Origin of the sequence: Sphingopyxis sp. SE2 (assembly GCF_032227185.1) — a bacterium.
Lineage (GTDB): Bacteria > Pseudomonadota > Alphaproteobacteria > Sphingomonadales > Sphingomonadaceae > Sphingopyxis.
This window is the reverse complement of record NZ_JAPMXW010000009.1, coordinates 1-23,093: the sequence shown is the minus strand read 5'-3', so window position 1 is coordinate 23,093 and position 23,093 is coordinate 1. Positions and strand designations below refer to the sequence as shown.

At 65.0% G+C, this 23,093-nt stretch carries 25 protein-coding genes; 14 read left to right on the top strand and 11 right to left on the bottom strand.

The window, feature by feature from the left end; translation table 11 throughout:
* Positions 1-74: 74 nt before the first annotated feature.
* The 11 genes from OVY29_RS22570 (at position 75) to OVY29_RS22520 (ending at position 11,780) form a co-directional block, all read left to right on the top strand.
* Positions 75-3,032, top strand: coding sequence for a Tn3 family transposase (locus OVY29_RS22570; RefSeq protein ID WP_031286087.1), 2,958 nt, complete (start codon positions 75-77; stop codon positions 3,030-3,032).
* 57 nt (positions 3,033-3,089) lie between these two features.
* Positions 3,090-3,401 carry a TrbC/VirB2 family protein gene (locus tag OVY29_RS22565; RefSeq protein WP_409581507.1) on the top strand — a complete coding sequence of 104 codons (312 nt, stop codon included), beginning with the start codon at positions 3,090-3,092 and terminating at the stop codon, positions 3,399-3,401.
* Entirely contained in the window at positions 3,401-3,682 is a 282-nt protein-coding gene (locus OVY29_RS22560; RefSeq protein WP_058457578.1) for a VirB3 family type IV secretion system protein, read from the top strand. Before OVY29_RS22565 ends, OVY29_RS22560 begins: the two co-directional genes overlap by 1 nt.
* Positions 3,683-3,690: 8 nt before the next feature.
* The gene (gene trbE / locus OVY29_RS22555; RefSeq protein WP_058457577.1) at positions 3,691-6,129 is read left to right on the top strand and encodes a conjugal transfer protein TrbE; all 2,439 of its coding nucleotides are present in this window, start codon (positions 3,691-3,693) and stop codon (positions 6,127-6,129) included.
* Positions 6,126-6,890 carry a P-type conjugative transfer protein TrbJ gene (trbJ, locus tag OVY29_RS22550; protein WP_054362438.1) on the top strand — a complete coding sequence of 255 codons (765 nt, stop codon included), beginning with the start codon at positions 6,126-6,128 and terminating at the stop codon, positions 6,888-6,890. Before trbE ends, trbJ begins: the two co-directional genes overlap by 4 nt.
* 10 nt (positions 6,891-6,900) lie before the next feature.
* Positions 6,901-7,272, top strand: a complete 372-nt coding sequence (gene trbK-alt / locus OVY29_RS22545) for a putative entry exclusion protein TrbK-alt (protein WP_054362437.1) — start codon at positions 6,901-6,903, stop codon at positions 7,270-7,272.
* A gap of 4 nt (positions 7,273-7,276) precedes the next feature.
* Positions 7,277-8,632 (top strand): P-type conjugative transfer protein TrbL, encoded by a 1,356-nt coding sequence (gene trbL, locus OVY29_RS22540; protein WP_054362436.1) that lies wholly within the window; start codon positions 7,277-7,279, stop codon positions 8,630-8,632.
* Positions 8,632-9,315: a conjugal transfer protein TrbF gene (trbF, locus tag OVY29_RS22535; RefSeq protein WP_054362435.1), complete on the top strand. Its 684-nt coding sequence runs from the start codon at positions 8,632-8,634 to the stop codon at positions 9,313-9,315. The genes trbL and trbF overlap by 1 nt, the downstream gene beginning before the upstream one ends.
* On the top strand, positions 9,312-10,340 hold the full coding sequence (gene trbG / locus OVY29_RS22530) for a P-type conjugative transfer protein TrbG (protein ID WP_196490233.1): 1,029 nt from the start codon (positions 9,312-9,314) through the stop codon (positions 10,338-10,340). The genes trbF and trbG overlap by 4 nt, the downstream gene beginning before the upstream one ends.
* Before the next feature lie 71 nt (positions 10,341-10,411).
* Positions 10,412-11,545: a TrbI/VirB10 family protein gene (locus OVY29_RS22525; protein ID WP_196490234.1), complete on the top strand. Its 1,134-nt coding sequence runs from the start codon at positions 10,412-10,414 to the stop codon at positions 11,543-11,545.
* Between the two features lies 1 nt (position 11,546).
* Entirely contained in the window at positions 11,547-11,780 is a 234-nt protein-coding gene (locus tag OVY29_RS22520) for a DUF2274 domain-containing protein (RefSeq protein WP_054362432.1), read from the top strand.
* A gap of 35 nt (positions 11,781-11,815) precedes the next feature.
* Here OVY29_RS22520 and cynS read toward each other — a convergent pair whose 3' ends face one another.
* The 7 genes from cynS to OVY29_RS22485 form a co-directional block, all read right to left on the bottom strand.
* Entirely contained in the window at positions 11,816-12,301 is a 486-nt protein-coding gene (gene cynS, locus OVY29_RS22515) for a cyanase (protein ID WP_054362431.1), read from the bottom strand.
* A gap of 89 nt (positions 12,302-12,390) precedes the next feature.
* Entirely contained in the window at positions 12,391-13,089 is a 699-nt protein-coding gene (locus OVY29_RS22510; RefSeq protein WP_054362430.1) for a cysteine hydrolase family protein, read from the bottom strand.
* A gap of 83 nt (positions 13,090-13,172) precedes the next feature.
* The gene (locus OVY29_RS22505; RefSeq protein ID WP_054362429.1) at positions 13,173-13,763 is read right to left on the bottom strand and encodes a TetR/AcrR family transcriptional regulator; all 591 of its coding nucleotides are present in this window, start codon (positions 13,761-13,763) and stop codon (positions 13,173-13,175) included.
* A gap of 27 nt (positions 13,764-13,790) precedes the next feature.
* The gene (locus OVY29_RS22500; protein ID WP_054362428.1) at positions 13,791-14,738 is read right to left on the bottom strand and encodes a LysR family transcriptional regulator; all 948 of its coding nucleotides are present in this window, start codon (positions 14,736-14,738) and stop codon (positions 13,791-13,793) included.
* 161 nt (positions 14,739-14,899) lie between these two features.
* Positions 14,900-15,742 (bottom strand): SDR family oxidoreductase, encoded by an 843-nt coding sequence (locus OVY29_RS22495; protein ID WP_054362427.1) that lies wholly within the window; start codon positions 15,740-15,742, stop codon positions 14,900-14,902.
* Positions 15,735-18,191 carry a strawberry notch-like NTP hydrolase domain-containing protein gene (locus OVY29_RS22490; protein WP_058803406.1) on the bottom strand — a complete coding sequence of 819 codons (2,457 nt, stop codon included), beginning with the start codon at positions 18,189-18,191 and terminating at the stop codon, positions 15,735-15,737. The genes OVY29_RS22495 and OVY29_RS22490 overlap by 8 nt, the downstream gene beginning before the upstream one ends.
* A 35-nt stretch (positions 18,192-18,226) precedes the next feature.
* Positions 18,227-19,093 (bottom strand): toprim domain-containing protein, encoded by an 867-nt coding sequence (locus OVY29_RS22485; protein WP_058803405.1) that lies wholly within the window; start codon positions 19,091-19,093, stop codon positions 18,227-18,229.
* A 358-nt stretch (positions 19,094-19,451) separates the two neighbouring features.
* On the opposite strand from OVY29_RS22485, the gene OVY29_RS22480 reads away from it, so the two are divergent.
* Positions 19,452-20,138 carry a ParA family protein gene (locus OVY29_RS22480; RefSeq protein WP_054362425.1) on the top strand — a complete coding sequence of 229 codons (687 nt, stop codon included), beginning with the start codon at positions 19,452-19,454 and terminating at the stop codon, positions 20,136-20,138.
* Positions 20,135-20,461, top strand: coding sequence for a hypothetical protein (locus OVY29_RS22475; RefSeq protein ID WP_054362424.1), 327 nt, complete (start codon positions 20,135-20,137; stop codon positions 20,459-20,461). Before OVY29_RS22480 ends, OVY29_RS22475 begins: the two co-directional genes overlap by 4 nt.
* Here OVY29_RS22475 and OVY29_RS22470 read toward each other — a convergent pair.
* The 3 genes from OVY29_RS22470 to OVY29_RS22460 all read right to left on the bottom strand — a co-directional run bounded on the left by OVY29_RS22470 (position 20,458) and on the right by OVY29_RS22460 (position 21,533).
* Positions 20,458-20,691, bottom strand: a complete 234-nt coding sequence (locus OVY29_RS22470; protein ID WP_054362423.1) for a hypothetical protein — start codon at positions 20,689-20,691, stop codon at positions 20,458-20,460. The genes OVY29_RS22475 and OVY29_RS22470 overlap by 4 nt on opposite strands.
* A gap of 121 nt (positions 20,692-20,812) precedes the next feature.
* A complete protein-coding gene (locus OVY29_RS22465; protein ID WP_054362422.1) occupies positions 20,813-21,217 on the bottom strand; it encodes a hypothetical protein in 405 nt (134 codons plus the stop codon).
* A gap of 64 nt (positions 21,218-21,281) precedes the next feature.
* Positions 21,282-21,533, bottom strand: coding sequence for a hypothetical protein (locus OVY29_RS22460; protein ID WP_058539788.1), 252 nt, complete (start codon positions 21,531-21,533; stop codon positions 21,282-21,284).
* A 234-nt stretch (positions 21,534-21,767) separates the two neighbouring features.
* On the opposite strand from OVY29_RS22460, the gene OVY29_RS22455 reads away from it, so the two are divergent.
* Positions 21,768-22,037, top strand: a complete 270-nt coding sequence (locus OVY29_RS22455) for a hypothetical protein (protein ID WP_054362420.1) — start codon at positions 21,768-21,770, stop codon at positions 22,035-22,037.
* A gap of 3 nt (positions 22,038-22,040) precedes the next feature.
* Here the strand turns inward: OVY29_RS22455 and OVY29_RS22450 are convergent.
* Positions 22,041-23,093 (bottom strand): hypothetical protein (locus tag OVY29_RS22450; protein WP_313912322.1); only part of this gene is annotated, 1,053 nt, incomplete at its 5' end.

Genomic DNA, 23,093 nt, shown 5'->3' with positions numbered 1-23,093 from the left:
CAGAGTTAACGGACATATTCCTGTTGGCCGCCAGAGGACCGTCTGACGGACACGCAAAGCGAAGGAGATGATGCTTGGCGAGACGGCGACTGGTGAGCCTGGAAATCTGGGCGAGGCATTATGGCGCGCCGCTCGATGAGCGCGAGATCGCGCGTCATTATACGCTGACCAGCGACGACCTGGAAATTGTCGGCCGCCGTCGCGGCGATGCCACCCGGCTCGGCTATGCGATGCTCATGCTATATATGAGATGGCCTGGCCGTGCGCTGGAAGCGGGCGAAGTCCCGCCCGCTCCTGTGCTCGCCTATGTGGCGCAGCAACTCGGCGTCGCGCCGGCAGCCTTCGCGGATTATGCCCATCGGGACCAGACCCGTCGCGAGCATCTCGTCGAAATCCGACGATCGCACGGGTTCAGGATTTTTGACCGCAACGCTTTCCGTGAAGTTGTCGCCTTCTCGGTCCCAATCGCGCAGACCATCATACACCCCGGCCAGATGGCAGACGTCATCGTCGATGAACTCCGGCGCCTGCAGATCCTCCTGCCTTCTCCGTCGATTCTCGAAGCGGTGCTGCGGCGGGCGCGCCAGCAAGCCGAACAGCTTACCTATGAAGTGCTCACGAATGGCCTGCTGCCTGACACCCTTCAGGGCCTGGACGATTTGCTGGCCCGACGACCGGGGCAGGTCGCGACATGGCTATCCTGGATGCGCAATGCGCCACAATCGCCGGCAGCGCGCAACATCCTGCGCCTGATCGAACGGCTCGCCTATATCCGCGCGCTGGGCCTCGATCGCGCCCGTGCCGACATGATCCCGGCTTTGACTTTTGACAGGCTGGCGGACGAAGGCAGCCGCATCACACCCCAGCACCTTGGCGAACTCAATGCCCTGCGCCGCCATGCGACGCTGGCGGCAACCGGCATCCGGCTTGAGGAAAGCCTGACCGACGCCACCCTGACGATGTTCGACAAGCTGTTGGGCAGCATGGCGCGCCGCGCCGAGAACCGGACCCGCGACAAAGCCCTCAAGACGGTGCGCGAGTTGCAAGGCCACCTCCGGACGCTCACGGGGTCTTGCCGCCTCCTCATCGACGCGCGCAGCAAGGGCGTGGATTCTCTGGCGCAGATCGAGGCGCTGGACTGGCAGCACTTCGCCGTGGCCGTCGAGCAGGCCGAAGTGCTCGGGCGACCGGAAACCGTCGATCGCACCGCCGAATTGATCGAGCGGCATCGGACGGTGAAGCTCTTTGTCGGCGCTTTTCTCAACGCCTTCGAGTTTCGCGGCGCCGGCGCGGTTCAGGGGCTCCTGTCAGCGCTGGCCATCATCGCGGAGCTATATCGGACCGGCAAACGGCGCTTGCCTGATCGCGTGCCGCTACGCTTTGTGCCGCCCGCATGGCGCCCGTTCGTCCTGCGGGATGGCATCGTTGATCGTGCCGCTTATGAACTATGCGCCTTGTCGCAACTACGCGAGCGGTTGCGAGCCGGGGATATATGGGTCGCGGGAAGCCGGCAGTTTCGCGATTTCGACAGCTATCTCATACCGCCGGCGACCTTTGCGGCGCTGCGCGAGAAGGGGCCGTTGCCGCTCGCCATCGAAACGGATTTCGAGCGCCATATCGAGGAACGGCGCACCAGGCTCGACACGGCGATCGAGCAGGTAACGGTCCTTGCACGGCAAGGGGAGCTGCCCCAGGTTAAGCTTGACGAAAACGGTCTCATCATCTCGCCGCTGAAGGCGGCAACACCGCCCGCCACCGAGATTGCCCGTCGCGCCGCCTATGATCGACTGCCGCGCGTGAAGATCACCGATCTTCTGCTGGAGGTCGATGCCTGGACCGGGTTCAGCGAATGCTTCATCCATCGTCGTTCGGGCCGGGAAGCCGACGATCGCAATGCGCTGCTCACGGTCATCCTCGCCGATGGCATCAATCTCGGCCTCACACGCATGGCGGAAACCTGCCGGGGCGCAAGTCTGCGTCAGCTCGCCCATCTTCACGACTGGCACATCAGCGAAGCCGCCTATGGCGAAGCGTTGGGAAGGCTGATCGACGCCCATCGCGCCATGCCGCTCGCCGCGCTGTGGGGAGACGGCACCACTTCGTCGAGCGACGGACAGCAATTTCATGCCGGGGGCCGTGGGGCCGCGATCGGCGACATCAACGCGCGCAGCGGCAACGAACCAGGCGTTGCCTTCTACACCCATGTCTCGGATCGATATGACCCCTTCGCAAGTCGGGTGATCGCGGCGACCGCTGGCGAAGCGCCCTATGTGCTGGATGGCTTGCTGTATCACCAGACCGGCCTGACGATCGAGGAGCACTACACCGATACGGGCGGGGCATCGGACCATGTGTTCGGCCTCATGCCCTTCTTCGGCTACCGCTTCGCGCCGCGCCTGCGCGACATCAAGGAGCGTCGTTTACACCTCCTTCCCGGCCAAGAATCCGGCCCCTTGCTTGCCGGCATGACGGCCGAACCGATCGCATTGGGTCATGTCGCGGCGCATTGGGACGAACTGCTGCGGTTCGCCACGTCGATCCGCACCGGCACCGTCACTGCTTCGGCAATGCTGCGCCGCTTGTCCGCCTATCCGCGACAGAACGGACTGGCCCTCGCACTACGCGAGCTGGGCCGCCTCGAACGCTCCATTTTCATGCTCGACTGGCTGCGCGACATCGACCTGCGCCGGCGCACCCAGGCGGGCCTCAACAAAGGCGAAGCCCGCAACGCGCTCGCCCGCGCGCTCTTCTTCAACCAGCTCGGCGAACTGCGCGATCGTCGGTTCGAGAACCAGACCTATCGCGCCTCCGGCCTCAACCTGCTCGTCGCCGCCATCATCTTGTGGAACACTCGCTATCTCGAAATGGCGCTGGCGGACATCGGCACAGCCGACGAAATCGCACGCCACATCGCGCCATTGGGCTGGGAGCATATCTCGCTGACCGGTGACTATAGCTGGAATGTTGAAGATCAACCCGATCCGGATGCCTTGCGACCGCTGCGCGCCGTCAACTCCCTACTTGCCGCGTGACGTTCGCTATCCGTTCGCCCTTTCCGTGCAGATACGTCACTTTCGTGTAGTCACCCCATTCAGCGCCACATCCGCACGTTCGCGGCCGTCGCGTTCGTCAGCCTCGCGCTGGCGCCCGCCGCCCACGCGTCCGGCTCCTCGATGCCGTGGGAGGCCCCACTGCAATCGATCCTCGAATCCATCGAGGGACCGGTCGCCAAGATCCTCGCCGTCATCGTCATCATCGTCACCGGCCTGACGCTGGCCTTCGGCGATACGTCCGGCGGTTTCCGGCGCCTGATCCAGATCGTCTTCGGTCTGTCGATCGCCTTCGCGGCCAGTTCGTTCTTCCTCAGCTTCTTCAGCTTCGGCGGCGGAGCGCTCGTCTGATGGCCGGACCGATCGAGAGCGGCGGCGACGTGCCTGGCTTCACCGTTCCGGTTCACCGCGCCTTGACCGAGCACATCCTGCTCGGCGGCGCACCCCGGAGCATCGCCATCCTCAATGGCACGCTCGCCGCAGCCCTCGGTCTCGGCCTGCGCCTCTGGCTGGTCGGCCTTGCGGTCTGGGCCGTCGGCCACTTTGCCGCTGTGTGGGCGGCCAAGCGCGACCCGCAGTTCGTCGACGTCGGACGTCGGCACCTGCGCATCCCCGGCCATCTCGGAGTCTGAGGCCCGCCATGATGAACCTCGCCGAATATCGCCGCACCTCGACCCGCCTTGCGGATTTCCTGCCCTGGGCGGCGCTTGTCGCCCCCGGCGTCGTCCTCAACAAGGACGGTTCGTTCCAGCGCTCGGCGCGCTTCCGTGGTCCCGACCTCGATTCCGCCGTGCAGGCCGAGCTGGTCGCCGTCGCCGGCCGCCTCAACAGCGCCTTCCGCCGCCTCGGCAGCGGATGGGCAATCTTCGTCGAGGCACAGCGCCATGCCGTCGGCGCCTATCCCGCGAGCCGGTTTCCGGATGCCGCATCCGCTCTGGTCGATGCCGAGCGCAAGGCGGATTTCGAGGAGGACGCGGCCCACTACGAGTCCAGCTATTTCATCACCTTCGCCTACCTGCCGCCGGCCGAGGACGCCGCGCGCGCCGAAAGCTGGCTCTACGAGGGCAAGGCCGATCGCGGCGTCGACCCGTGGGAGGCGCTGCGCGGCTTCGTCGACCGCACCGACCGCATCCTGCAGCTCGTCGAAGCCTTCATGCCGGAATGCGCCTGGCTCGATGACGTCGAGACGCTGACCTACCTGCACTCGACCGTATCGACCAAGCGCCACCGCGTTCGCGTGCCCGAGACGCCGATGTATCTCGATGCCCTGGTCGCCGATCAGCCGCTGACCGGCGGGCTCGAACCGCGGCTCGGCGAAGCGCATCTGCGTATCCTGACCATCGTCGGGTTCCCGACCGTCACGACGCCAGGGCTCCTGGACGAGTTGAACCGCCTCGCATTCCCATACCGTTGGTCGACCCGGGCGATCCTGCTCGACAAGACCGACGCCACCAGGCTCGTCACGAAAATCCGACGGCAGTGGTTCTCGAAGCGCAAGTCGATCGCCGCGATCCTCAAGGAGGTGATGACCAACGAGGCCTCGACGCTCGTCGACACCGACGCCGCCAACAAGGCCGCCGACGCCGACCTGGCGCTGCAAGAGCTGGGCGCGGATTTCGCAGGCCAGGCCCATGTCACCGCCACGATCGCCGTCTGGGACAACGATCCCCGCATCGCGGCGGAAAAACTCAGGCTCGTCGAGAAGGTCATCCAAGGCCGCGACTTCACCGCGATGCCCGAAGGCATCAACGCCGCCGACGCCTGGCTCGGCTCGCTGCCCGGCCACGTCTACGCCAACGTCCGCCAACCTCCCATCAGCACATTGAACCTTGCCCACATGATCCCGCTATCAGCGGTGTGGGCGGGTCCGGAACGGGATGACCATCTCGGTGCGCCCCCCTTGCTGTTTGGCAAGACCGAGGGAAGCACCCCGTTCCGGTTTTCCATCCATGTCGGCGACGTCGGCCACACGCTGGTCGTCGGCCCGACCGGCGCCGGCAAGTCGGTGCTGCTCGCGCTCATGGCGCTGCAGTTCCGCCGCTACCGCCAAGCACAGGTCTTTGCCTTCGACTTCGGCGGTTCGATCCGCGCCGCCGCCATCGCTATGGGCGGCGACTGGCACGATCTTGGCGGCGGGCTTACCGAAGGCTCGGCCGACAGCGTCTCGCTCCAGCCGCTCGCCCGCATCGACGAGACCCCGGAACGGGCATGGGCTGCCGATTGGATCATCGCAATCCTAGCACGAGAAAGCGTCGCGATCACACCGGACGTCAAGGAGCTGATCTGGACGGCGCTCACGTCGCTCGCCTCGGCGCCGGTCGCCGAGCGCACGATCACCGGGCTGGCGGTGCTGCTCCAGTCGAACGACCTGAAGCAGGCGCTCAGACCCTATTGCGTCGGCGGGCCTTATGGCCGGTTGCTCGACGCCGAGAGCGAACATCTCGGCAGCGCCACGGTGCAAGCGTTCGAGACCGAAGGCCTCATCGGGACCGATGCGGCCCCGGCGGTCCTCGCTTATCTCTTCCATCGCATCGAGGACCGGCTGAACGGCGAGCCGACGCTCATCATCGTCGACGAAGGCTGGCTCGCGCTCGACGATGAGGGCTTCGCCGGCCAGCTCCGCGAGTGGCTGAAAACGCTCAGAAAGAAGAACGCCAGCGTCGTTTTCGCCACGCAGTCGCTTTCCGACATCGACGGCTCGGCGATCGCGCCAGCCATCATCGAAAGCTGCCAGACCCGGCTGCTACTGCCGAACGAGCGCGCGATCGAACCGCAGATCACGGCGATATATCAGCGCTTCGGGCTCAATTCGCGCCAGATCGAGATCCTCGCGCGGGCGATGCCCAAGCGCGACTACTACTGCCAGTCCCGCCGAGGCAATCGCCTGTTCGAGCTGGGCCTGTCCGACGTCGCGCTGGCGCTCTGCGCCGCCTCGTCGAAGACCGACCAGGCCGCCATAGACCGCATCGTCACCGAGCATGGCCGCAAGGGATTCCTCGCCGCCTGGCTGCGGCTGCGCGGCGCGACATGGGCGGTCGACCTCATTCCCGACCTCACCAACCTGGAGAGCCTGCCATGAAACTGCGCATTCCCCGCGCGGCGATCACCGCCGCCGTCCTCGCCATCCCTTTGTCTGCGTCGCCGGTGCTAGTCGCGCCGGCCTCGGCGCAATGGATCGTCTACGACCCGACGAACTACGTTCAAAACGTCCTGACGGCGGCGCGTTCGCTGGAGCAGATCAACAACCAGATCACCTCGCTCCAGAACCAGGCCACCTCGCTGATCAACCAGGCCCGCAACCTCGCGAGCCTGCCGTTCTCCTCGCTGCAACAGCTCCAGCAATCGGTCCAGCGCACCCAACAGCTTCTGCAGCAGGCGCAGCGCATCGCCTACGATGTCCAGAACATCGATCAGGCGTTCCGCACCAATTACGGGGCCGGAAGCGCCTCGATGAGCGCGTCCAATCAGCAGCTCATCGCCCAGGCGAAAGAGCGCTGGAACAACACCGTTTCCGGCCTTCAGGACGCCATGCGCGTCCAGGCCGGCGTGGTCGGCAACATCGACACCAACCGCACCCAGATGTCGGCGCTGGTCGGCCAGAGCCAGGGCGCCACCGGCGCGCTGCAGGCCACCCAGGCGGGCAACCAGCTTCTCGCACTCCAGGCCCAGCAGCTCGCGGACCTGACCGCCGTCGTCTCGGCGAACGGCCGTTCCCAGGCGCTCGCCGAAGCCGAGCGGTCGGCGGCCGCCGAACAGGGCCGCGAGCAGCGCCGCCGTTTCCTGACGCCGGGCTCGGGCTACCAGCCCGGCAACGCGCAGATGTTCCAGAACGGCAACTGAGGGCGCGACGATGGACGGAAAGATCCTCGCGCGCATCGGCGCCATCTTCTTCGTGACCTTCGCCGTCACCGCCACCGCCATCGAACTCGCCCGCAAGGACGAGCCGCCGATCTACCGCAGCATCGCGGTGCCCGCGGAAGCGGCGGCCGATCCGCTGAAGGCAAAGCTGCGCCGCTGCCAGCGGCTCGGCGAGGCCGGCACCAGCGACAGCGAGTGCCTGCAGACCTGGGCGGAGAACCGCGACCGCTTCCTCACGCCGTCGCAGCCGGCGCCGCAGGCGCCCGGTCCGCAGGACATCCCGCAGAATCCGCCGGTCACGCGCGAGCCCATCGTCAAGGAGCCCGTGCCGGCCGTCGACTCCCACACGAACGAGGCGCGCTGAGATCATGGGCGGCACCGGCGTCATCGACCACTTCCTGGAAGTTTTCACCCGCTACATCGACGGCGGCTTCGGGCTTCTCTCCGGCGAAGTTGCGTTCATCGCCACGACGTTGATCGTGATCGACGTCACGCTCGCCGCGCTGTTCTGGAGCTGGGGCGCCGACGAAGACATCATGGCGCGCCTGGTGAAGAAGACGCTGTTCGTCGGCGTCTTTGCCTACCTCATCGGCAATTGGAACAACCTGGCCCGCATCATCTTCGAGAGCTTTGCTGGCCTCGGCCTGAAAGCCTCCGGCACCGGTTTCACCGTCGCCGACATGATGCGGCCCGGCCGCGTCGCCCAGACCGGCCTCGATGCCGGCCGGCCACTGCTCGATTCCATATCCGATCTCATGGGTTACTGGAGTTTCTTCGAGAACTTCATCCAGATCGCGGTGATGCTGCTCGCCTGGGCGCTGGTGCTGTTGGCCTTCTTCATTTTGGCCATCCAGCTCTTCGTGACGTTGATCGAATTCAAGCTCACCACGCTGGCGGGCTTCGTGCTCATCCCGTTCGGGCTGTTCGGCAAGAGCGCCTTCATGGCCGAGCGTGTGCTTGGCAACGTCATCTCCTCAGGTATCAAGGTGCTCGTCCTCGGCGTCATCATCGGCATCGGGTCGAGCCTGTTTTCCGAATTCACCGCCGGCTTCGGCGGGGCAACACCCACCATCGATCAGGCCATGGCCATCGTGCTCGCGGCGCTGACGCTGCTCGGTCTTGGCATCTTCGGTCCGGGCATCGCCAACGGTCTCGTCTCTGGCGGACCCCAGCTCGGCGCGGGCGCCGCCATCGGAACCGGCCTAGCCGCGGGCGGCATGGTCGCCGCAGGCGCCGCCACGGTTGGAGCGGTGGCGTCCGGAGGAGCCGCGCTGGCAGGAGGCGCGGCCGCCGCCGCTCGCGGGGGCGCCGCCCTCGCGGGCGGCGCTTCCACCGCCTACAGCCTGGGCGCCGCAGGGCAGTCGGGCGCCTCAGGTGTGGCCAGTGGCCTGGGCGGCGTCGCCCGGGCCGCCGGTTCCGCTGCAACATCGCCGCTCCGCCGCGCCGCTGAACGCTCGACCGAAAGCATGCGCTCCAGTTTCTCGGAGGGCGCCAAGTCCGCCTTCGAGGCGACCGGCGGCTCCTCGACCATGGGCACCATCGGCGGCGGCTCAGACGAGGCCGCGCCCGCCGCCGGCAATTCAAACACGCCGCCCGCCTGGGCCCAGCGCATGAAACGCTCCCAGCAGATGAGCCACGCCGTTTCCACCACCGTCCATGCCGTCCGCAGCGGCGACAGCCATGGCGGCGGCTCTTCCATCAACCTCTCTGAAAGCGACCGCTGATGTTCCGAAGACCCTCTACGCATTACGGAAAGGCTCCCGAGCCCGAGACCCCTTATCAGCGCGCCGCCCAGGTTTGGGACGACCGTATCGGCTCGGCCCGCGTCCAGGCGAGGAACTGGCGCTATATGGCCTTCGGATCGCTGTTCCTCAGCGCCGGCTTCGCCGCTGCGCTGGTCTGGCAGTCAGCTCGGGGAACCGTCGTGCCATGGGTGGTGCAGACAGACCGGCTCGGCCAGGCGCAAGCGATTGCGCCTGCGACCGCCGACTACCAGCCGACCGATCCGCAGATCGCCTTCCACCTGGCGCGCTTCATCGAGCAGGTCCGCTCGATCCCAGCCGACGCGATCATCGTCCGCCAGAACTGGCTACGCGCCTACGACTTCACGACAGATCGCGGCGCGGCCGCACTCAACGATTACGCGCGCTCGAACGATCCCTTCACCAAGGTCGGCCGCCAGCAGATCGCCGTCGATGTCTCGAGCGTCATCCGTGCGTCGCCGGACTCGTTCCGCGTCGCTTGGACGGAGCGCCGGTATGAGAACGGCCAGCTCGCCGACACCACGCGCTGGACCGCGATCCTCACGATCGTCGTCCAGATTCCCCGCAATGCCGACCGGCTGCGGGCCAATCCCTTGGGGATCTACGTCAACGCAATCTCATGGTCACGGGAGCTGGGGCAATGACAAAGCCGTATTTCCGTAAAGCCGGAAGGCCGGCTTTGCGCATTCAGACATTTGCGGCTTTGCTGCTGTCGGCGACGGCGCTCGCCGGCTGCGCCACCGCGACGCCGCCGCCGGAAATCAGCTACGACGACGCTCCGGCCGCCGTGCAGACCGTCGATCCTCCCGCGCCGGTCCGGGTCGTCGAGCTGCCGCGACCGCTGCCGCTGCCCGGTCAGATGAAGCCGGTCGAGGAATCGCGCCGCGCTCCGGAGCCGGCCGATCCCACCGCGCGCGTCAACCAGGCCAACGCCGCCGCCCGTATTCAGCCGGTGCGCGACGGCTTCATCAACTCGATGCAGGTCTATCCCTTCACGCAAGGGGCGCTCTATCAGGTCTACACCGCCGTCGGGCAGATCACCGACATTGCGCTCCAACCCGGCGAGCAGCTCGTCGGCTCAGGGCCGGTCGCGGCCGGCGATACGGTCCGCTGGATTATCGGCGACACGCAGAGCGGCGCCGGCGCGACGCTGCAGGTCCATATCCTCGTCAAGCCGACGCGCGCGGATCTGATGACCAACCTGGTCATCAACACCAATCTACGCACCTACCATATGGAGCTGCGCTCGACCGAGCGGACCTATATGGCCTCGGTCTCGTGGCAGTATCCGCAGGACCAGCTCATCGCGCTCCGCAGGCAGAATGCCGAGGCGCAGGCCACCCAGCCGGTGGCCACCGGCGTCGATCTCGCACGGCTGAACTTCCGCTACGAGGTGACCGGCGACCGTGCTGCATGGCGGCCGCTGCGGGCCTATGACGACGGCCGGCAAGTCTTCATCGAATTCCCACGCGGCGTCGGCCAGGGCGAGATGCCGCCGCTGTTCGTCGTCGGCCCGGAGGGCAAGACGTCGGAGCTGGTCAACTATCGCGTCCGCACCAACTACATGATCGTCGACCGGCTGTTCGCCGCCGCCGAGCTGCGGTTCGGCTCCGGCGACAATCAGAAGCGTGTCCGGATCACCCGCACCGACGGGAGGCCGGCGTCGTGAGCGAAGACCGGAACGAGGGAGAGGATGCGGCCGCGCCGCTGACCGGATCGGCGCCCGAAGCGGCAGCGCCGATGCGGCTGCGCGCGGATGCGCCGCGCGTGACGCGGCTGTCGCGCAAGGTGCTCGCCGGGCTCGGCCTGGTCGCCAGCCTCGGGATCGGCGGTGCGCTGGTCTATGCGCTCCAGACTCGCAACGGCGGCCGGGCGCCGGAGGAGCTTTATTCAACCGACAACCGCAACACGGCGGATGGCCTCCAGGGCCTGCCGCGCGACTATAGCAGCGTGCCGCAGCTCGGCCCGCCGCTGCCGGGCGACCTCGGCCGGCCGATCGTCAGCGCCCAGAACCGCGGCCAGCCCGTGCCCAATCCCGGCGTCGCCGCTCCGCAGCCCGGCCTCAGCGCCGAGGAGCAGCGCCGGCTCCAGGAGATCGAGACCGCCCGCACCAGCCGTCTGTTCGCGGCGGCGGAGGCGCGCAATGCCGCGCCGGTCACGGCGAACACGCCGAACCAGGCGCCACCGGACCTCGCCAGCCTCGGGCTCGCGCCGCCGCCGGCAACGCCGAGCGCCCAAGATCGGCAGCAGGCCTTTCTCAACGCGCCGGTCGACCGACGCACTGTTGCGGCCGACCGCATCGCCGCGCCGGCCTCTCCGAATATCCTTCAAGCCGGCGCCGTCATCTCGGCCGCTCTCATCACCGGCGTTCGATCGGACCTTCCGGGCCAGATCACCGCCCAGGTCACCGAGAACATTTATGACAGCCCGACAGGCCGGATCCTCCTGATCCCGCAGGGCACGCGCGTGATCGGCCAGTATGACAACAACGTCCAGTTCGGGCAGAGCCGCGTCCTGCTCGTGTGGAATCGGCTGATCTTTCCGAACGGCCGCAGCATCGTGCTGGAGCGCCAGCCCGGCGCCGACGCCGAGGGCTATGCCGGCCTGCAGGACGGCGTCGACTATCACTGGTGGGATCTCGCCAAGGCCGCCGGTCTCTCGACGCTCCTGAGCGTCGGCGCCGAACTGGCCACCAATGATGACGACCGGCTGATCCAGGCGATCCGCAACGGCGGCCAAGACACGATCAACGACGCAGGCCAGCAGATCATCCGGCGGCAGCTCAACATCGCCCCGACGCTCACCATCCGACCCGGATTCCCGGTCCGGGTGATCGTAACCCGTGATCTTATTCTCGAGCCCTACGGAGGCTGATGTGACCAAGTTGAAACTCGGCATGATAGCCGACGACAAGCCCGTGAAGGTGACGGCGGAATTACCGGCGACGGTCTATCGGGATCTTGTCGCTTACGCTGAGGTTCACGGCCGCGAGACCGGCCAGCCGGTCGCCGATCCAACACGTCTGATTGCGCCTATGATCGAACGCTTCATCGCGACCGATCGCGGCTTCGCCAAGGCACGTCGCGCGCGGCACGTTACTTCCTCTTGATCGTCGGCAGGGCCCAAGGGAGCCCCGGCGAACGATCATTCGGGTTCCTTATAGCCATATTCGGGAATGCCTTGCTCGCTTCCGTAGTAGCGATAGGGAAGAAACTTGCCCGACATTCCGATCTTCACTCGATCACCTTTTGGATTCGGCTCACGCTCGAACGTGATGTCGAAATCGATTGCGGACATAATGCCGTCGCCGAACTCGTCCTCGATGAGTGCCTTCCACGCGGGGCCGTTGACCATCACCATTTCATAGAAGCGATATATCAGGGGGTCCGTCGGCGGCATGGGCATGCCTCGATATGGCACCTCGTTCAGCATACGCTCTTCTGCCTCCGACAGGCCGAACAGCGCCGCAGCCTTCTTCGCGAGCGGTTTGATCAGCTTCATCTGCCCGAGCAAAGCGCCGATGATCAGCACCTCGGACACACCACCGATCTCTCCGGTGATGTGTTTCCACGACCAGCCTCGCTCGCGCTTGATGTCCAATATCTTTTCGGTCAGTTCCTCACGCCTCATCGATCCGTTCTCCTTCTTTGATGATCGCTAACGGGATGCGGTCCCGGCAATGCCGGGACCACAGGGACATGTGCGCAGGTGCGGGCGTCTCAGCCCTTCAGTTGTGAGACGGTTTCCGCGGTCGTCCAAAGGCCGTGCGCGAGGAACCGGAAATTCACCAGGGCGGCGAGGTAGCCGTCGCCCTCCGGAACGCGAGGGCCGGCTGTCGCATCGCGAACGACCACCACTTCGAAGCCCTGTTCGATCAGTTCCCGCAAATGCGCTTCAATGCACAGATTGGCGGCCATGCCGGCCAGGATGACTTGTGACACACCTTGTTTGCGCAGTTGGAGAATGAGGTCGTTCGTCTCGGGGCCGTAGACCTTGTGCGGCGAGGCAATGATGGTTTTGCCGTCGTGGATGTACTTTTTGTAGTCTTCGAGGAAATCCGCGCCCGATCCCTCGAATTCCTCCACGGTAAACTGGCCTTTGCGACCAAACATGTTGATCGCATGCATGGTCTTTTCCAGTGGACCGCCAAACTGCCAATGATGGTCACATGGATAGTAGAAGTGGGGCGAGATGGCGACGGTGATATCCGCTGCCTTCGCGGCTTCGAACAGTTGGCCGATGTGCGACACGGTGTTGTTCTCGACAACGCTCTCGCCGAAGAACGGCCAGCTCACACCGCTGGGATGTAAGAAGTCGTTCTGCGGATCGATCACCACGAGGGCAGCTCGCTTCAGGTCGAGCTGAAACGTGCTTTTTGGAAGCACCGGATTTTCGGGATCTGCGTAGAGTTCAGTCATGATCTTCTCCTTTCAGAAGAGGAAGGCGCCATCTGCTGGCGACGTATTAAAGTGACTGGTCGTCTATTAATACGACACGATTTTCACGCGAGGAGCCGAGGCAGGGCAACAGTGCCAAATCGCCTCAGAGCTCTTCCGCTTTGCTCGACCTTGGCCACCATCACCGCGCCCTCGAAGGCCTCGATGAGCGTCGCCGCAAGGTCCTGGGGTTCGCGCGCGAGGGGAAGCTCTCCCGCTTCGCTCGCGGCCGACAGGCACTTTGCAAGGGCGGCTGTCCAAGTCCTCAGGAGAGCTTTCAGCTTTGATCGTGCAATCGAGCTCTGCGCCGCAAGCTCAAGCGCGAGATTGCCGATCAGACAGCCAAACGTGAATTTCTGTCGCTCATGATACTCAATCAACTCCGAAAAGTGTCTCTCGACGCGCTTTAACGGGCTAACGAAATCGTCTTCCAGGATGGACACGTAATTGGATTCGATTGCGCGCCAGTATTCATCGAGTATCGCTGCCGCGAACGCATCCTTGCTTTCGAAGTAATTGTAAAACGATCCCTTCGGAACTCCGGCAGCGGCAGTAATATCCTGCACGCCACAGCCGTTGAAGCCAAGGCGATGGATGATTTCTGCGCCTTTTTCGATGAGGCGCGAACGAACTTCTGGATTCGGTGGACGTGGCATGACGTTAATAAATGACCAGTCATCTCGTTATGTCAACCGTTGAATGGCCTCTAGGACCGTTGAGGACCGCCGCTGGTGCGTTTTTGCGATCGATGCGCTAAGGTCCAGCAGACGCTTAAGCGCGGGATTGACGTTGTTTGTCGACCAAACAACGCTTGAGTTGAACACCTCGCCCCCTTCGGCAAGCGGAACGAAGATGACCGCGGGATAGGAGGCGCCCTGAGTGGAGGTCGCAGCCAAGGTCACGCCGAATCCCATGCCCACCATGTTGAGGAGGTTCTCGCGGCCAACCCGCTGCACCGAGATCCGCGGATGAAAACCCAAACCGGAAAGCTGCCGCACGATGATCGCCTCGACCTCAGGCCCGTGAACGTCCGCTGCGACAAGGAATGTCTCGTCGCGGAGATCCTCCCAATTGACGCCGACGCGTGCCGCCATGGAATGGTGCTTTGAAACTGCGACGTATAGAGGTTCACCCCAGAGATGCATCGCCTGGCAACCGGGAAGACGCGGCTCGCCGGGAATGAATGCCGCGTCGAGCCGACCGCTTAGCACGCCGGCGGCAGTCGCCTGCGCCGTCGCCTCTTCGATCTTTATATCGATGTTCGGAAACCGGAAATGGAACGCCTCGAGCACGTCGGCCAAGAAACCGCTGGCGAGCGAGGCCATCAGCCCGATTTTCAACTCCCCAATCTGGCCTCGTTTCTCCATGCTTAGGCTGCTGACAGCTTGGCGAATGTGTTCAGCGCCAAATGCAGCCTCCCGTATGAAGCGCTCGCCGGCTGGCGTCGGCCGCACTCCGCTCCTGCTGCGTTCGAAGAGCGGCACGCCCACCCTGCGTTCGAGCAACTGAATTCGACGGCTGACCGTCGACTGCGAGAGATTCATCGCATCGGCCGCACGGCGGAAACTTCCGTGTTCCGCAACCAGAATCGCGTAGCGGAGAAAGCGGAGGTCAAGAGCCAAGTCAGGCATGTCCCCCTCCGCCTGCCCGCCGATGCAGTGGCCGGCCGACGCTCAGCCGCGACCTGCGCAACAGGGAATGACTGCGCATTTCCGCCGCCGCGAACCGCGGGACGGCGCCAATTATGCGGCTACGATGCTCGTGGAGAAGCGACACTCGCATAGAGAAAACACTACTCAGAAAGATCAGGCCCGAACATCGCCCGCATCTGTGCCAAATAATGTTCCTCCGAGGTCATCCATCGCAATTGTGCGAACAACGCGGTATCGGGGCCCGCCGGAAAGCGCAGCCGATCGCCCTCCTCCGTCGCAGCAGCGAAAACAGCCTCGGAGACTTCGCTCACACTCGTGAACGCGGTTGGATAGTCTTGCAACTTGGCGAAATAGCGTTGCGCAAAGGCGTCGTATGGCGGTGGTGTCAGTCCCTCAATGCGATTGGCGCTGTTCGTTCTGAAATTGGTCGTTGGTGCAAGGCCTGGTTCTACGATCCGCGCCCGGATGCCAACCAGGCCCAATTCATACGAAAGCGCCTCAGTGAACCCTTCAACAGCACACTTGCTGGCCGTATACACGGCAACGAACGGCATCGGGGCGATCGCCGTGCTGGAGGTCACATTGATTATCACACCACCCGCATGCTGGCGCATATGCGGGATTGCCGCTCGGCAGACCGCCATCACCCCGAAAGTGTTTGTTTCAAACATCTCCCGAATTACGGTGTCAGGCGTAAACTCGAACGCGGAAAGCAAGCCGATGCCCGCGTTGTTGACCAGCACATCAATCCGTCCAAAGGCGGCGACGGCATCGGCGAGAGCCTTAGAAATGCTTTCAGCGCTGGTCACATCCAGCGGCAGGACTTTCAGCCGGTCCCCGGGCTTGTCGAACACGCTTTCGTCAGGCGCCCGCATTGTCGCAACGACGTTCCAACCTTGATCGAGAAAGAGCTGTGCGGTCGCCTTCCCATAGCCTGAGGAAGTTCCGGTAATCAGTATAATGTGGAGCTCCACATTAGACATATTCGCGTGGCGACAGGTCGATTTCGAGGTCTGCCCGCTCGTCGGGGCTGAGCTCCCCGAGGCGACGGTTGAGGATCGATTCCGCGGTCGTGACGAGCTGCAGCACCACCGATTTGCCATCGGCGAGGTGTTCCTCGACCGCGGCGATGACGGTCGGCATCTTCAGGCTGAGAAGGACCTGGCCGAAGAAGCGCTGCTTGGTCGACTCGAAGCGCGAGCGGGCGGACGCCTTGGCGCCGCTGTTGAGCGTCGCGTTCTCGAGGGAGTCGACGACGGCGGTCAGCTCCAGCGCCTGTTCCATGTTGCGGTGGATGATGCCCCAGGCATCCGCATAGGTGTCGTAGATCCTGATCTGGTCGGGTGTCAGCGCATGCTTGAGGATGTCGTACTCGACGCCGGCGAAGCTGAGCGCGCGCGCCATGTAGAGGCCGGTCGCCTTGAGGTCGCGAGCGACGAGCTCCATGGCGGCGATCCCGCCCTTGCGGATGCCGCTGATGAACTGCTCGCGGTCGGCGAAGGCGGTCTCCGGTCCCCAGAGGCCGAGCCGGACGGCGTAGGCGAGATTGTTGACGTCGGAGGCTCCGGTCGCCGAGGCGTAGAGCACGCGCGCGCCGGGCAGGTTATTCTGGAGCAGCACCCCGCAGATGCCCTGCTGGGAACCCTTTTTCGCGCCGAGAGCGCCCTCCCCGCCTGCGACGCCGCCCATTTCGTGTGCCTCGTCGAAGGCGATGACACCGTCGAAGTCTTCGCGTGCCCAATCGATGAGCTGCTTGAGCCGGGTGTGATCACCCCGAGCAGAGCGGAGCGCCGGATAGGTGACGAAGATCACGCCCTGGTCGAGCTTGACCACCTCGTCGATCTTCCAGCTGGTAAGGGGCTGGATGTCAGCCGTCATGCCGCCCAGCGCGGTCCAGTCCCGTCGGGCATCCTCGAGGAGGGGCTCGTTCTTGGTGATCCAGATGTGGCGGCGGCGGCCCTGCAGCCAGTTGTCGAGGATGCAGGCGGCGATCTGCCGGCCCTTCCCCGCCCCGGTCCCGTCGCCCAAGAAGAAACCCTTGCGATACTCGCGGCCGTCCTCGGACAGGTCCAGTCCGACGCCCTCCTTGCTCGGGCGGAACCGGCCCGGGATCATCTGGGTCCAAGCATCGCCGGCGTAGACGACTGTTTCGAGCTGCGAGGCCGACAGCAGACGCTCGGCAACCGTCCGCTCGGGCAAGCGCGGGACATGATGGGGGATTGGCGCGGGGATCGAGCCCATGGCCACGGACTCGACCAGTGCGGTCGGATGCTCGCCGGCGGTGGTGAACACGAGGCGGCTCGGCCGATAGGGCAGGTAGACGCCCGTCTGTCCGAGAAGCGGCGCCGGGGTTTCCAGCGGCGTGAAATCGACGGGGAGAACCTCGTTGCGGACGGGGGCATGATAGGCGCGCGGTTCGGCAGGGCGCGTGCTCTTCACGGCACGGAACAGTGAGGTCGTGCCGGTCTTCCGGACAGGAGCCATTGGCACGTCCGTTTTCGGCTTCAGCCGGTCGACGATCGTCACCGCGTCGAGGATCTCGGCGACCGACGAGCGCTGGATCGTCGAGGGGATCGTCGTGCCCGGTGCCTTGTCGATGACGTAGAGGCGGACCGCGATCGAGGTGCCGTGCTTCGTGTAGCACTTTTCGAGGCGGATCGAGGTTCGGACCGCGACATCGCGCAGCGTGGAGTCGAACAGGTCACGCAGACGCGCGCTGGGGCCGAACCAGTCGGGCATGATCGCGACAAGCCGTCCTCCGGTGCGCAGGCGGCGCAAGGCTGCCTGTAGGTGGCGCACGGCCGCGAAGTCGTCGGCGCCGCGGCCGAGCGAGCGCGAGAACGGCGGGTTCATCAGGACCAGCGTGGGACGCTCGGACGATGCCATCAGCGACGTCAGCGCTGCGCCGTCGTAGCCGGTGATCGGCGCGCCGGGAAAGCTGTGGGCGAGCCGTGCCCGTCGAGCCGGGTCGAGTTCGTTCAGCTGAAGCGTGACGTCCTGGCGCAGCTGCGCGACGAGCAGGCCGTTGCCGGCGCTGGGTTCGAGGACGACGTCGCCTTCCTGTGCGTTCGCCAGGAGCACGGCCAGAGCGGCGATGTCTGCCGGTGTCGAGAACTGCTGCCATTCGAGCTGCTCCTCGCTCCGGACAGTCTGGGTGGGTAGCGCCGCCATGAGCCGGATGGCGTGGGCAACATCGGGCAAGGCGTGGAGCGCGTGGGGGACCGTCCGCAGGTGGACGGCGAGCGCGTGCTCCAGCACCTCGAAGCTCTCGCGCTGGGTCCAGCATCCCTGCGCGTCGGTGCCGCCATAGGCCTTCGTCATGGCCTCATTGAGGGCGGCCCGCGTGATGCTGTCGCCGGCGCGGAGTCGATCCTGCAGCAGGAGCGCGGCGCTTCGGTCGGCGTTCTCGGCCGTCGAGAATAGGTCGGTCATGGGGGTCTCCTGGATCGGCCGCCCAAACGGCAGCATCATCCACTCGACCCCCCTCCCCTTTCCTGCTCGCGATCGAGGACGATCGCCCAGTCCTTGATGCGCCCTGGTGGTGGCGCTCGCCGGATGTTGAGCCGGGGACGTGCATAGTGAGCCTCTGCGCGTACGGCAGCGGCTTCGCCCTCCGGATCGTTATCCTGTGCGAGTAGAAGATTGGCGAGCGCCGACGGCAGGCCGAGATGATCGAACCGTCGAGCGCCGAGGGTCGCCCAGCAGGGCACGCCATGCAGGATCGTGAAGGCCGCGGCCGTCTCGAACCCCTCCGCGATCGCGAGCGTGTCACCTTGCAGCGGTCGTCCCTGCCACGCCCCCTGCCCCGGTTGTCCAAGCATGACCTTGCACTCGTAGTCCGCGGTTGCCGGGTCGAGGAAGATGCGCTGGAAGGCGACGAGCCGATGTCCCTCCCTCACGCCGACCAATAGGGCGGGCTTGAAAACGGTACGTCCCTTGGGTCCGAGCGGGCATCGCGGATGGAAGCGGAGATCGGCCGGTCCTGCGACGATGTGGCGTCGCTGCAAGTAGCGCTCGCCGAGCGTCTGCATGACGTCGCGGGCCTGTTCCCAGAGACGTTCGACGTTCCCGGTTCCGCGGCGTATGTCGGCCTTCGGGGGCTCGAAACGCCTCGTCACCGGGATGCGACGAATCTCGCGCAGGACGTCCTCTGCCTCGCAGCCCGCAAAGCACGTCACGAGGATGCCGCGATCTCCCTGGCGTAGCGACAGGCTCGGGGTCCGATCGACGTGGGCTGGGCATCGGCATGTCGCAACATAGCCGTGCCAAACTCCACCGAGCGAGCCGACGATGTCGACGAGTTCCTGGCTTGGTTTCAATGCGGTATAGGGCATCTTTTCTGCTCCTTCGCTATTCTGCACCCCCTCCCCTCGCTCCGGCCAGTGGTAGACTATGGTACCAAGAGAAGGCCTAAGCATCGCAGCTGAACCGCTCGGAATGCTCGGCATGCCCGAGCGGTGCATAGCGGTGGCTACCATATTCTAGCGTAGCGCTGCCATGCGGTGGCTGGGGTGGCATAGCCCTGCGTAGCATTTAGTACGCCTTAGTAGCGTATCCTATCCATGCCCTGCCATGTATAGCGTTGCCAAGCGATGTGTGGTCTGGCATGGCGTAGTCAGGGCGGGCAATCTCCCCGCCTGTCGTGTGAAGGCTGCGCCAGTGTAGCGCAGCGATGACGAGGAAGGCTGGAGCATGCCAGTAATCAGCTTTGCAAGCCCCAAGGGCGGGGTAGGTAAGAGCACGTCGGCGTTGGTGCTCGCCAGCGGTCTCAGCCAAGCCGGGGCCTCGGTGACTGTCATCGACGGCGACCCGAACCGAACGCTTGAGACGTGGGCGAGCGAGACGTCTGATCCTGGATTCGAGTGCCGGACACTCCCGTCAGACAACGCGATCATCGACGAGATCGAGGAGGCGGCAGCCTCCAGCCAGTTCGTCATCGTCGATCTGGAAGGAACCGCGAACTTGGCCATGTCTCGCGCGATTTCGCGGACCGACTTGGTCATCATCCCGCTGCAGGCGTCGCCGGTCGACGCACGACAGGCGAGCCGGGCGATCAAGCTGGTGGTGGATGAGGGGAGGGCGCTTCGCCGCGAGATCCCGTATCGCATGCTGTTTACGCGCGTGAACCCTGCGATCGCGACGCGCGACGAGAAGGAAATCAGGTCGCAGTTTCGGGGCGCGGGTATCCCGACCTTCGAGACCGCTCTGAACGATCGCGCGGGGTTTCGCGCGATGTTCACACACTACCGCTCGCTCTGGAGCCTCGGCGACGATCAGGCGACCGGGCTGGACAAGGCGCGCATCAATGCCACCGCCTTCGTGCAGGAGGTCGTGACGGAAATCAGACGGCAGAACGCTGTCGTGGAGCAGACGGCATGAGCAACGGCATCAAACTTGGGCTGGACGATCTCTCGGACATCCGGCCGAACACCCGGGCTGAACGCAGCCGAACGGATCAGCGCCGAGACGCGGCTGCGGTAGATGACATCGGGCGCGAACACGGGTTCTCCAAGCCGTCCGCGCCTGCGGCATTGCCGCGCCGGCAGAAGTCGGCTTATGCGGGCGAGCAGCTCCACCAGGTCAGCGTCAAAGGCCCGGTGAGCGTGATGGGGCGCTTCGTCGAATACTGCGACCGGGAGCGGCTGCCTTACTGGCAGGCCATCGAGAAGCTGATGGACCTGGCTGAGGGAGAGGAACGCTAGGCGGCGGGCAGCGACGCCACCACTTCGCCGATCAGGTAGAAGGCGTCCGGAAGTGCGAAGAAGGCGTCGACGCGCGCGTTCTCGTCATCGGGTGCCTCTGTGCTTCCGAGCAAGGCTGACCAGCGATCGTCCACGAACCCCAGCAGCGCCGCCCATGCGGAGCCGTGGTCCGGGTGGACCGACAGTTCGTCTTTGTCGCCGAAGGTGATCATCAAGAGGTGTAGCGACATCGCAAGCTCCTGCGAGCTGCGCCGGGACCGGAGCCTCGGCGGGTGAGGGCAGGGGCCGCGGGACGCAACTCCCGCTTGCCCGATCCTCTCGATCCCTCTCACCTCTTTTATGATTCTGCGCTCAGCGCAGAAGAACCGATGCTACTTGCGAATAGTTGCGCGGATGTATCCGGTCCCGCGTCTCAAAACGGTTCAAGTCGACCGTCTCGTCCCCGAAGCGAGCGGCAACCGAGCTGACAGTATAAGCCTGGGGTCTTGCATAAGGCAGCAGCCAAATGACTCGGCGAAAGCAGAGGCTGGTGCGGATCTTCGTGAGTTTGGTCGCGAGGGCGGCGCCGGCCGGGTCGTTTGATCCCATGGCGAAAACACAGGCGCCATAGTCTTTGCCCGTTTTCCTCCAGGTGAGGATCTGCGCCGCTGTAGCACGCTCGACGGCCTGCACGTCGCATTGCTGGGCATAGCGCCGGTTGATCGCCTGACCGGCACCGACGCCGGTGCTGTCGCCCAAGATAAGGCACTCGAACATAGGAGGCTCCCGCTCGCCTAGATTGTACGACGGGATGGTGCGTCAGGCCAAGCGAAGAACGGCGTCAGCTGAGCGCCTCCTGCAGCTCGGAAAGGTCGGCGTCGATGATGGCGTAGAGATCGTCGCTGTTGTTGCGGAAGAACTGGTCCGCGCGCGCCTCGGGCTCGATAGGGGAGGGGGCTCGGCCGAACCGGCGTTCCCAGCGTCGGTCTACGAACTCCATCAGCTGCCGCCACGCCTGCGCTTCGGTCGCGTGGAGCGTGACCTTCCGAACGCCCTCGAAGATGATGACGAGGACGACGACGCCGGGGTTCATCAACAAACCGCCTCGGCAGCTCGGCGTGCGGACGTGGGTCGGCGATCCGATCGGCAGGACGTGCGAAGCCGTTTATCGACCATTAGCTTGCGGTATGCGAGGAACTTGCGTCACTTTCGTTGCGGTGGGGGGTTAAGCATATCCTCACCATGCTGTTGTAAACAGATAGGGTCCGTTCGGAACCGGCCAAGGGTCGGAGACATTAATCACCCGAGGCGGGCTACGAGGCTGATCATGGCGCACCTGACCCAAGTCGAGTTGATCAACTGGATAGCACTCTACACCGCCACGGGGCTGTGCTGCGCGATCGCGATGGTCCTCTCCGTCTCGGTCGCCGGAATCCGTCTGTATCGCGAGCGGTCCTGGGAGGAGATGCGGTCCGTGCGTGGCGCCGTGCTGTTCCTGCCGAAGACCTGGTGGCGCTGGCAGAAGCTCTACCTTCTGTCGACCCCTGTGACGCTCGGGATCGTGGTCTCGTTCGGCATGAGCCTGAGCTGGAACTGAGCCTCAGAGATCGAGAGCACTCGCGATCAGATCGCCCACGCGGTCCTTCTCGACATCCGTGGGCTCGATCGTCAGGAGTGGTCCAAGGAGCCGCATACGCGGATGCGTCGTCGCCTTGGACGTCAGGTAGTCGTCGTCGCTGAAGCCCATCGCTTCGACCACGAGCTGTTTGATCTCGCCAGTCAGGCGCGAGCGTGCCTCGAGGAGGAAGTCGGGTCGGCATGAGCCCTGGGTCGTGAGGCGGTCAAAGACGGGCTTCTCGATCGCGAGATCCACTCCCCCGGCGTCCAGTAGCCGGCGGGCCTTGAACAGCTCGCGAAGGACCGACCGTTCGAACTCGGAGTCGACCGGGATGAAGCGCTGACCGGAGAAGATTGGTTGAGCGTAGGCGCGAAGCGGTGCGTAGCCGTGCGCCTCGGGATACTCGCCCGCGACGATCATCACCAAGAACGGCCCCTTGATGAGGTTGCCGCGCACGGAGGGCGACTGCACGCGGTTGGCGACGTGGATCGCCTCGGCCCCGGGGACGTCGACGACGTGGCCCCGGACGTGTGGCGAGAACAGCGCCATGAAGCCCTGTGGCGCGTGTCCGCTCGGCCACGATTTCGCGAGCTGGCGCAGCATGGCGTAGGCTCTACGGCTGTGAAGCGCATTTGCGTGGGTCCAGAACGCTCGGCCGAGCTCGATGCCCGGCGCGATCTCGATCTTGGTCGAGGCTCTGCCGAGCGCCTCGAACTCCAGCTTGATCGAGGCGGTTTCGTATTCGTGCGCGACGGGGGCCACCTTGTTGGTGCCGGCAGCGTCGATCAGGCGCCACAGGAGCCGCGCTAGGCGCGGAACGGAGGCATGGCGGGTGCGATCGTCGCTGGCATCTTCCTCGGGCCTCTGCGCCAGTTTCTCCGGGGCTGGGCGCAGCACCTCGAAATAGCCGGTGGGTGGATCAGCAGGCGTCTCGCGAGAGCGGATCTCGGTGATGCGGTGCGTGACCTGGTCGCGGAAGAAGGGGCAGTCCTCGCGGTGCTCCGGCCGCTTGGTGCTCGTCAATCTCCGCAGATA

Excerpts from the sequence above, each read along its gene's own strand:
- OVY29_RS22560 (WP_058457578.1), top strand. The coding sequence starts at position 3,401 with ATGGCCGGACCGATCGAGAGCGGCGGCGACGTGCCTGGCTTCACCGTT.
- trbE (WP_058457577.1), top strand. The coding sequence starts at position 3,691 with ATGATGAACCTCGCCGAATATCGCCGCACCTCGACCCGCCTTGCGGAT.
- trbJ (WP_054362438.1), top strand. The coding sequence starts at position 6,126 with ATGAAACTGCGCATTCCCCGCGCGGCGATCACCGCCGCCGTCCTCGCC.
- trbK-alt (WP_054362437.1), top strand. The coding sequence starts at position 6,901 with ATGGACGGAAAGATCCTCGCGCGCATCGGCGCCATCTTCTTCGTGACC.
- trbL (WP_054362436.1), top strand. The coding sequence starts at position 7,277 with ATGGGCGGCACCGGCGTCATCGACCACTTCCTGGAAGTTTTCACCCGC.
- trbF (WP_054362435.1), top strand. The coding sequence starts at position 8,632 with ATGTTCCGAAGACCCTCTACGCATTACGGAAAGGCTCCCGAGCCCGAG.
- trbG (WP_196490233.1), top strand. The coding sequence starts at position 9,312 with ATGACAAAGCCGTATTTCCGTAAAGCCGGAAGGCCGGCTTTGCGCATT.
- OVY29_RS22525 (WP_196490234.1), top strand. The coding sequence starts at position 10,412 with ATGCGGCTGCGCGCGGATGCGCCGCGCGTGACGCGGCTGTCGCGCAAG.
- cynS (WP_054362431.1), bottom strand. The coding sequence starts at position 12,301 with ATGAGGCGTGAGGAACTGACCGAAAAGATATTGGACATCAAGCGCGAG.
- OVY29_RS22510 (WP_054362430.1), bottom strand. The coding sequence starts at position 13,089 with ATGACTGAACTCTACGCAGATCCCGAAAATCCGGTGCTTCCAAAAAGC.
- OVY29_RS22505 (WP_054362429.1), bottom strand. The coding sequence starts at position 13,763 with ATGCCACGTCCACCGAATCCAGAAGTTCGTTCGCGCCTCATCGAAAAA.
- OVY29_RS22500 (WP_054362428.1), bottom strand. The coding sequence starts at position 14,738 with ATGCCTGACTTGGCTCTTGACCTCCGCTTTCTCCGCTACGCGATTCTG.
- OVY29_RS22495 (WP_054362427.1), bottom strand. The coding sequence starts at position 15,742 with ATGTCTAATGTGGAGCTCCACATTATACTGATTACCGGAACTTCCTCA.
- OVY29_RS22490 (WP_058803406.1), bottom strand. The coding sequence starts at position 18,191 with ATGACCGACCTATTCTCGACGGCCGAGAACGCCGACCGAAGCGCCGCG.
- OVY29_RS22485 (WP_058803405.1), bottom strand. The coding sequence starts at position 19,093 with ATGCCCTATACCGCATTGAAACCAAGCCAGGAACTCGTCGACATCGTC.
- OVY29_RS22480 (WP_054362425.1), top strand. The coding sequence starts at position 19,452 with ATGCCAGTAATCAGCTTTGCAAGCCCCAAGGGCGGGGTAGGTAAGAGC.
- OVY29_RS22475 (WP_054362424.1), top strand. The coding sequence starts at position 20,135 with ATGAGCAACGGCATCAAACTTGGGCTGGACGATCTCTCGGACATCCGG.
- OVY29_RS22470 (WP_054362423.1), bottom strand. The coding sequence starts at position 20,691 with ATGTCGCTACACCTCTTGATGATCACCTTCGGCGACAAAGACGAACTG.
- OVY29_RS22465 (WP_054362422.1), bottom strand. The coding sequence starts at position 21,217 with ATGTTCGAGTGCCTTATCTTGGGCGACAGCACCGGCGTCGGTGCCGGT.
- OVY29_RS22460 (WP_058539788.1), bottom strand. The coding sequence starts at position 21,533 with ATGAACCCCGGCGTCGTCGTCCTCGTCATCATCTTCGAGGGCGTTCGG.
- OVY29_RS22455 (WP_054362420.1), top strand. The coding sequence starts at position 21,768 with ATGGCGCACCTGACCCAAGTCGAGTTGATCAACTGGATAGCACTCTAC.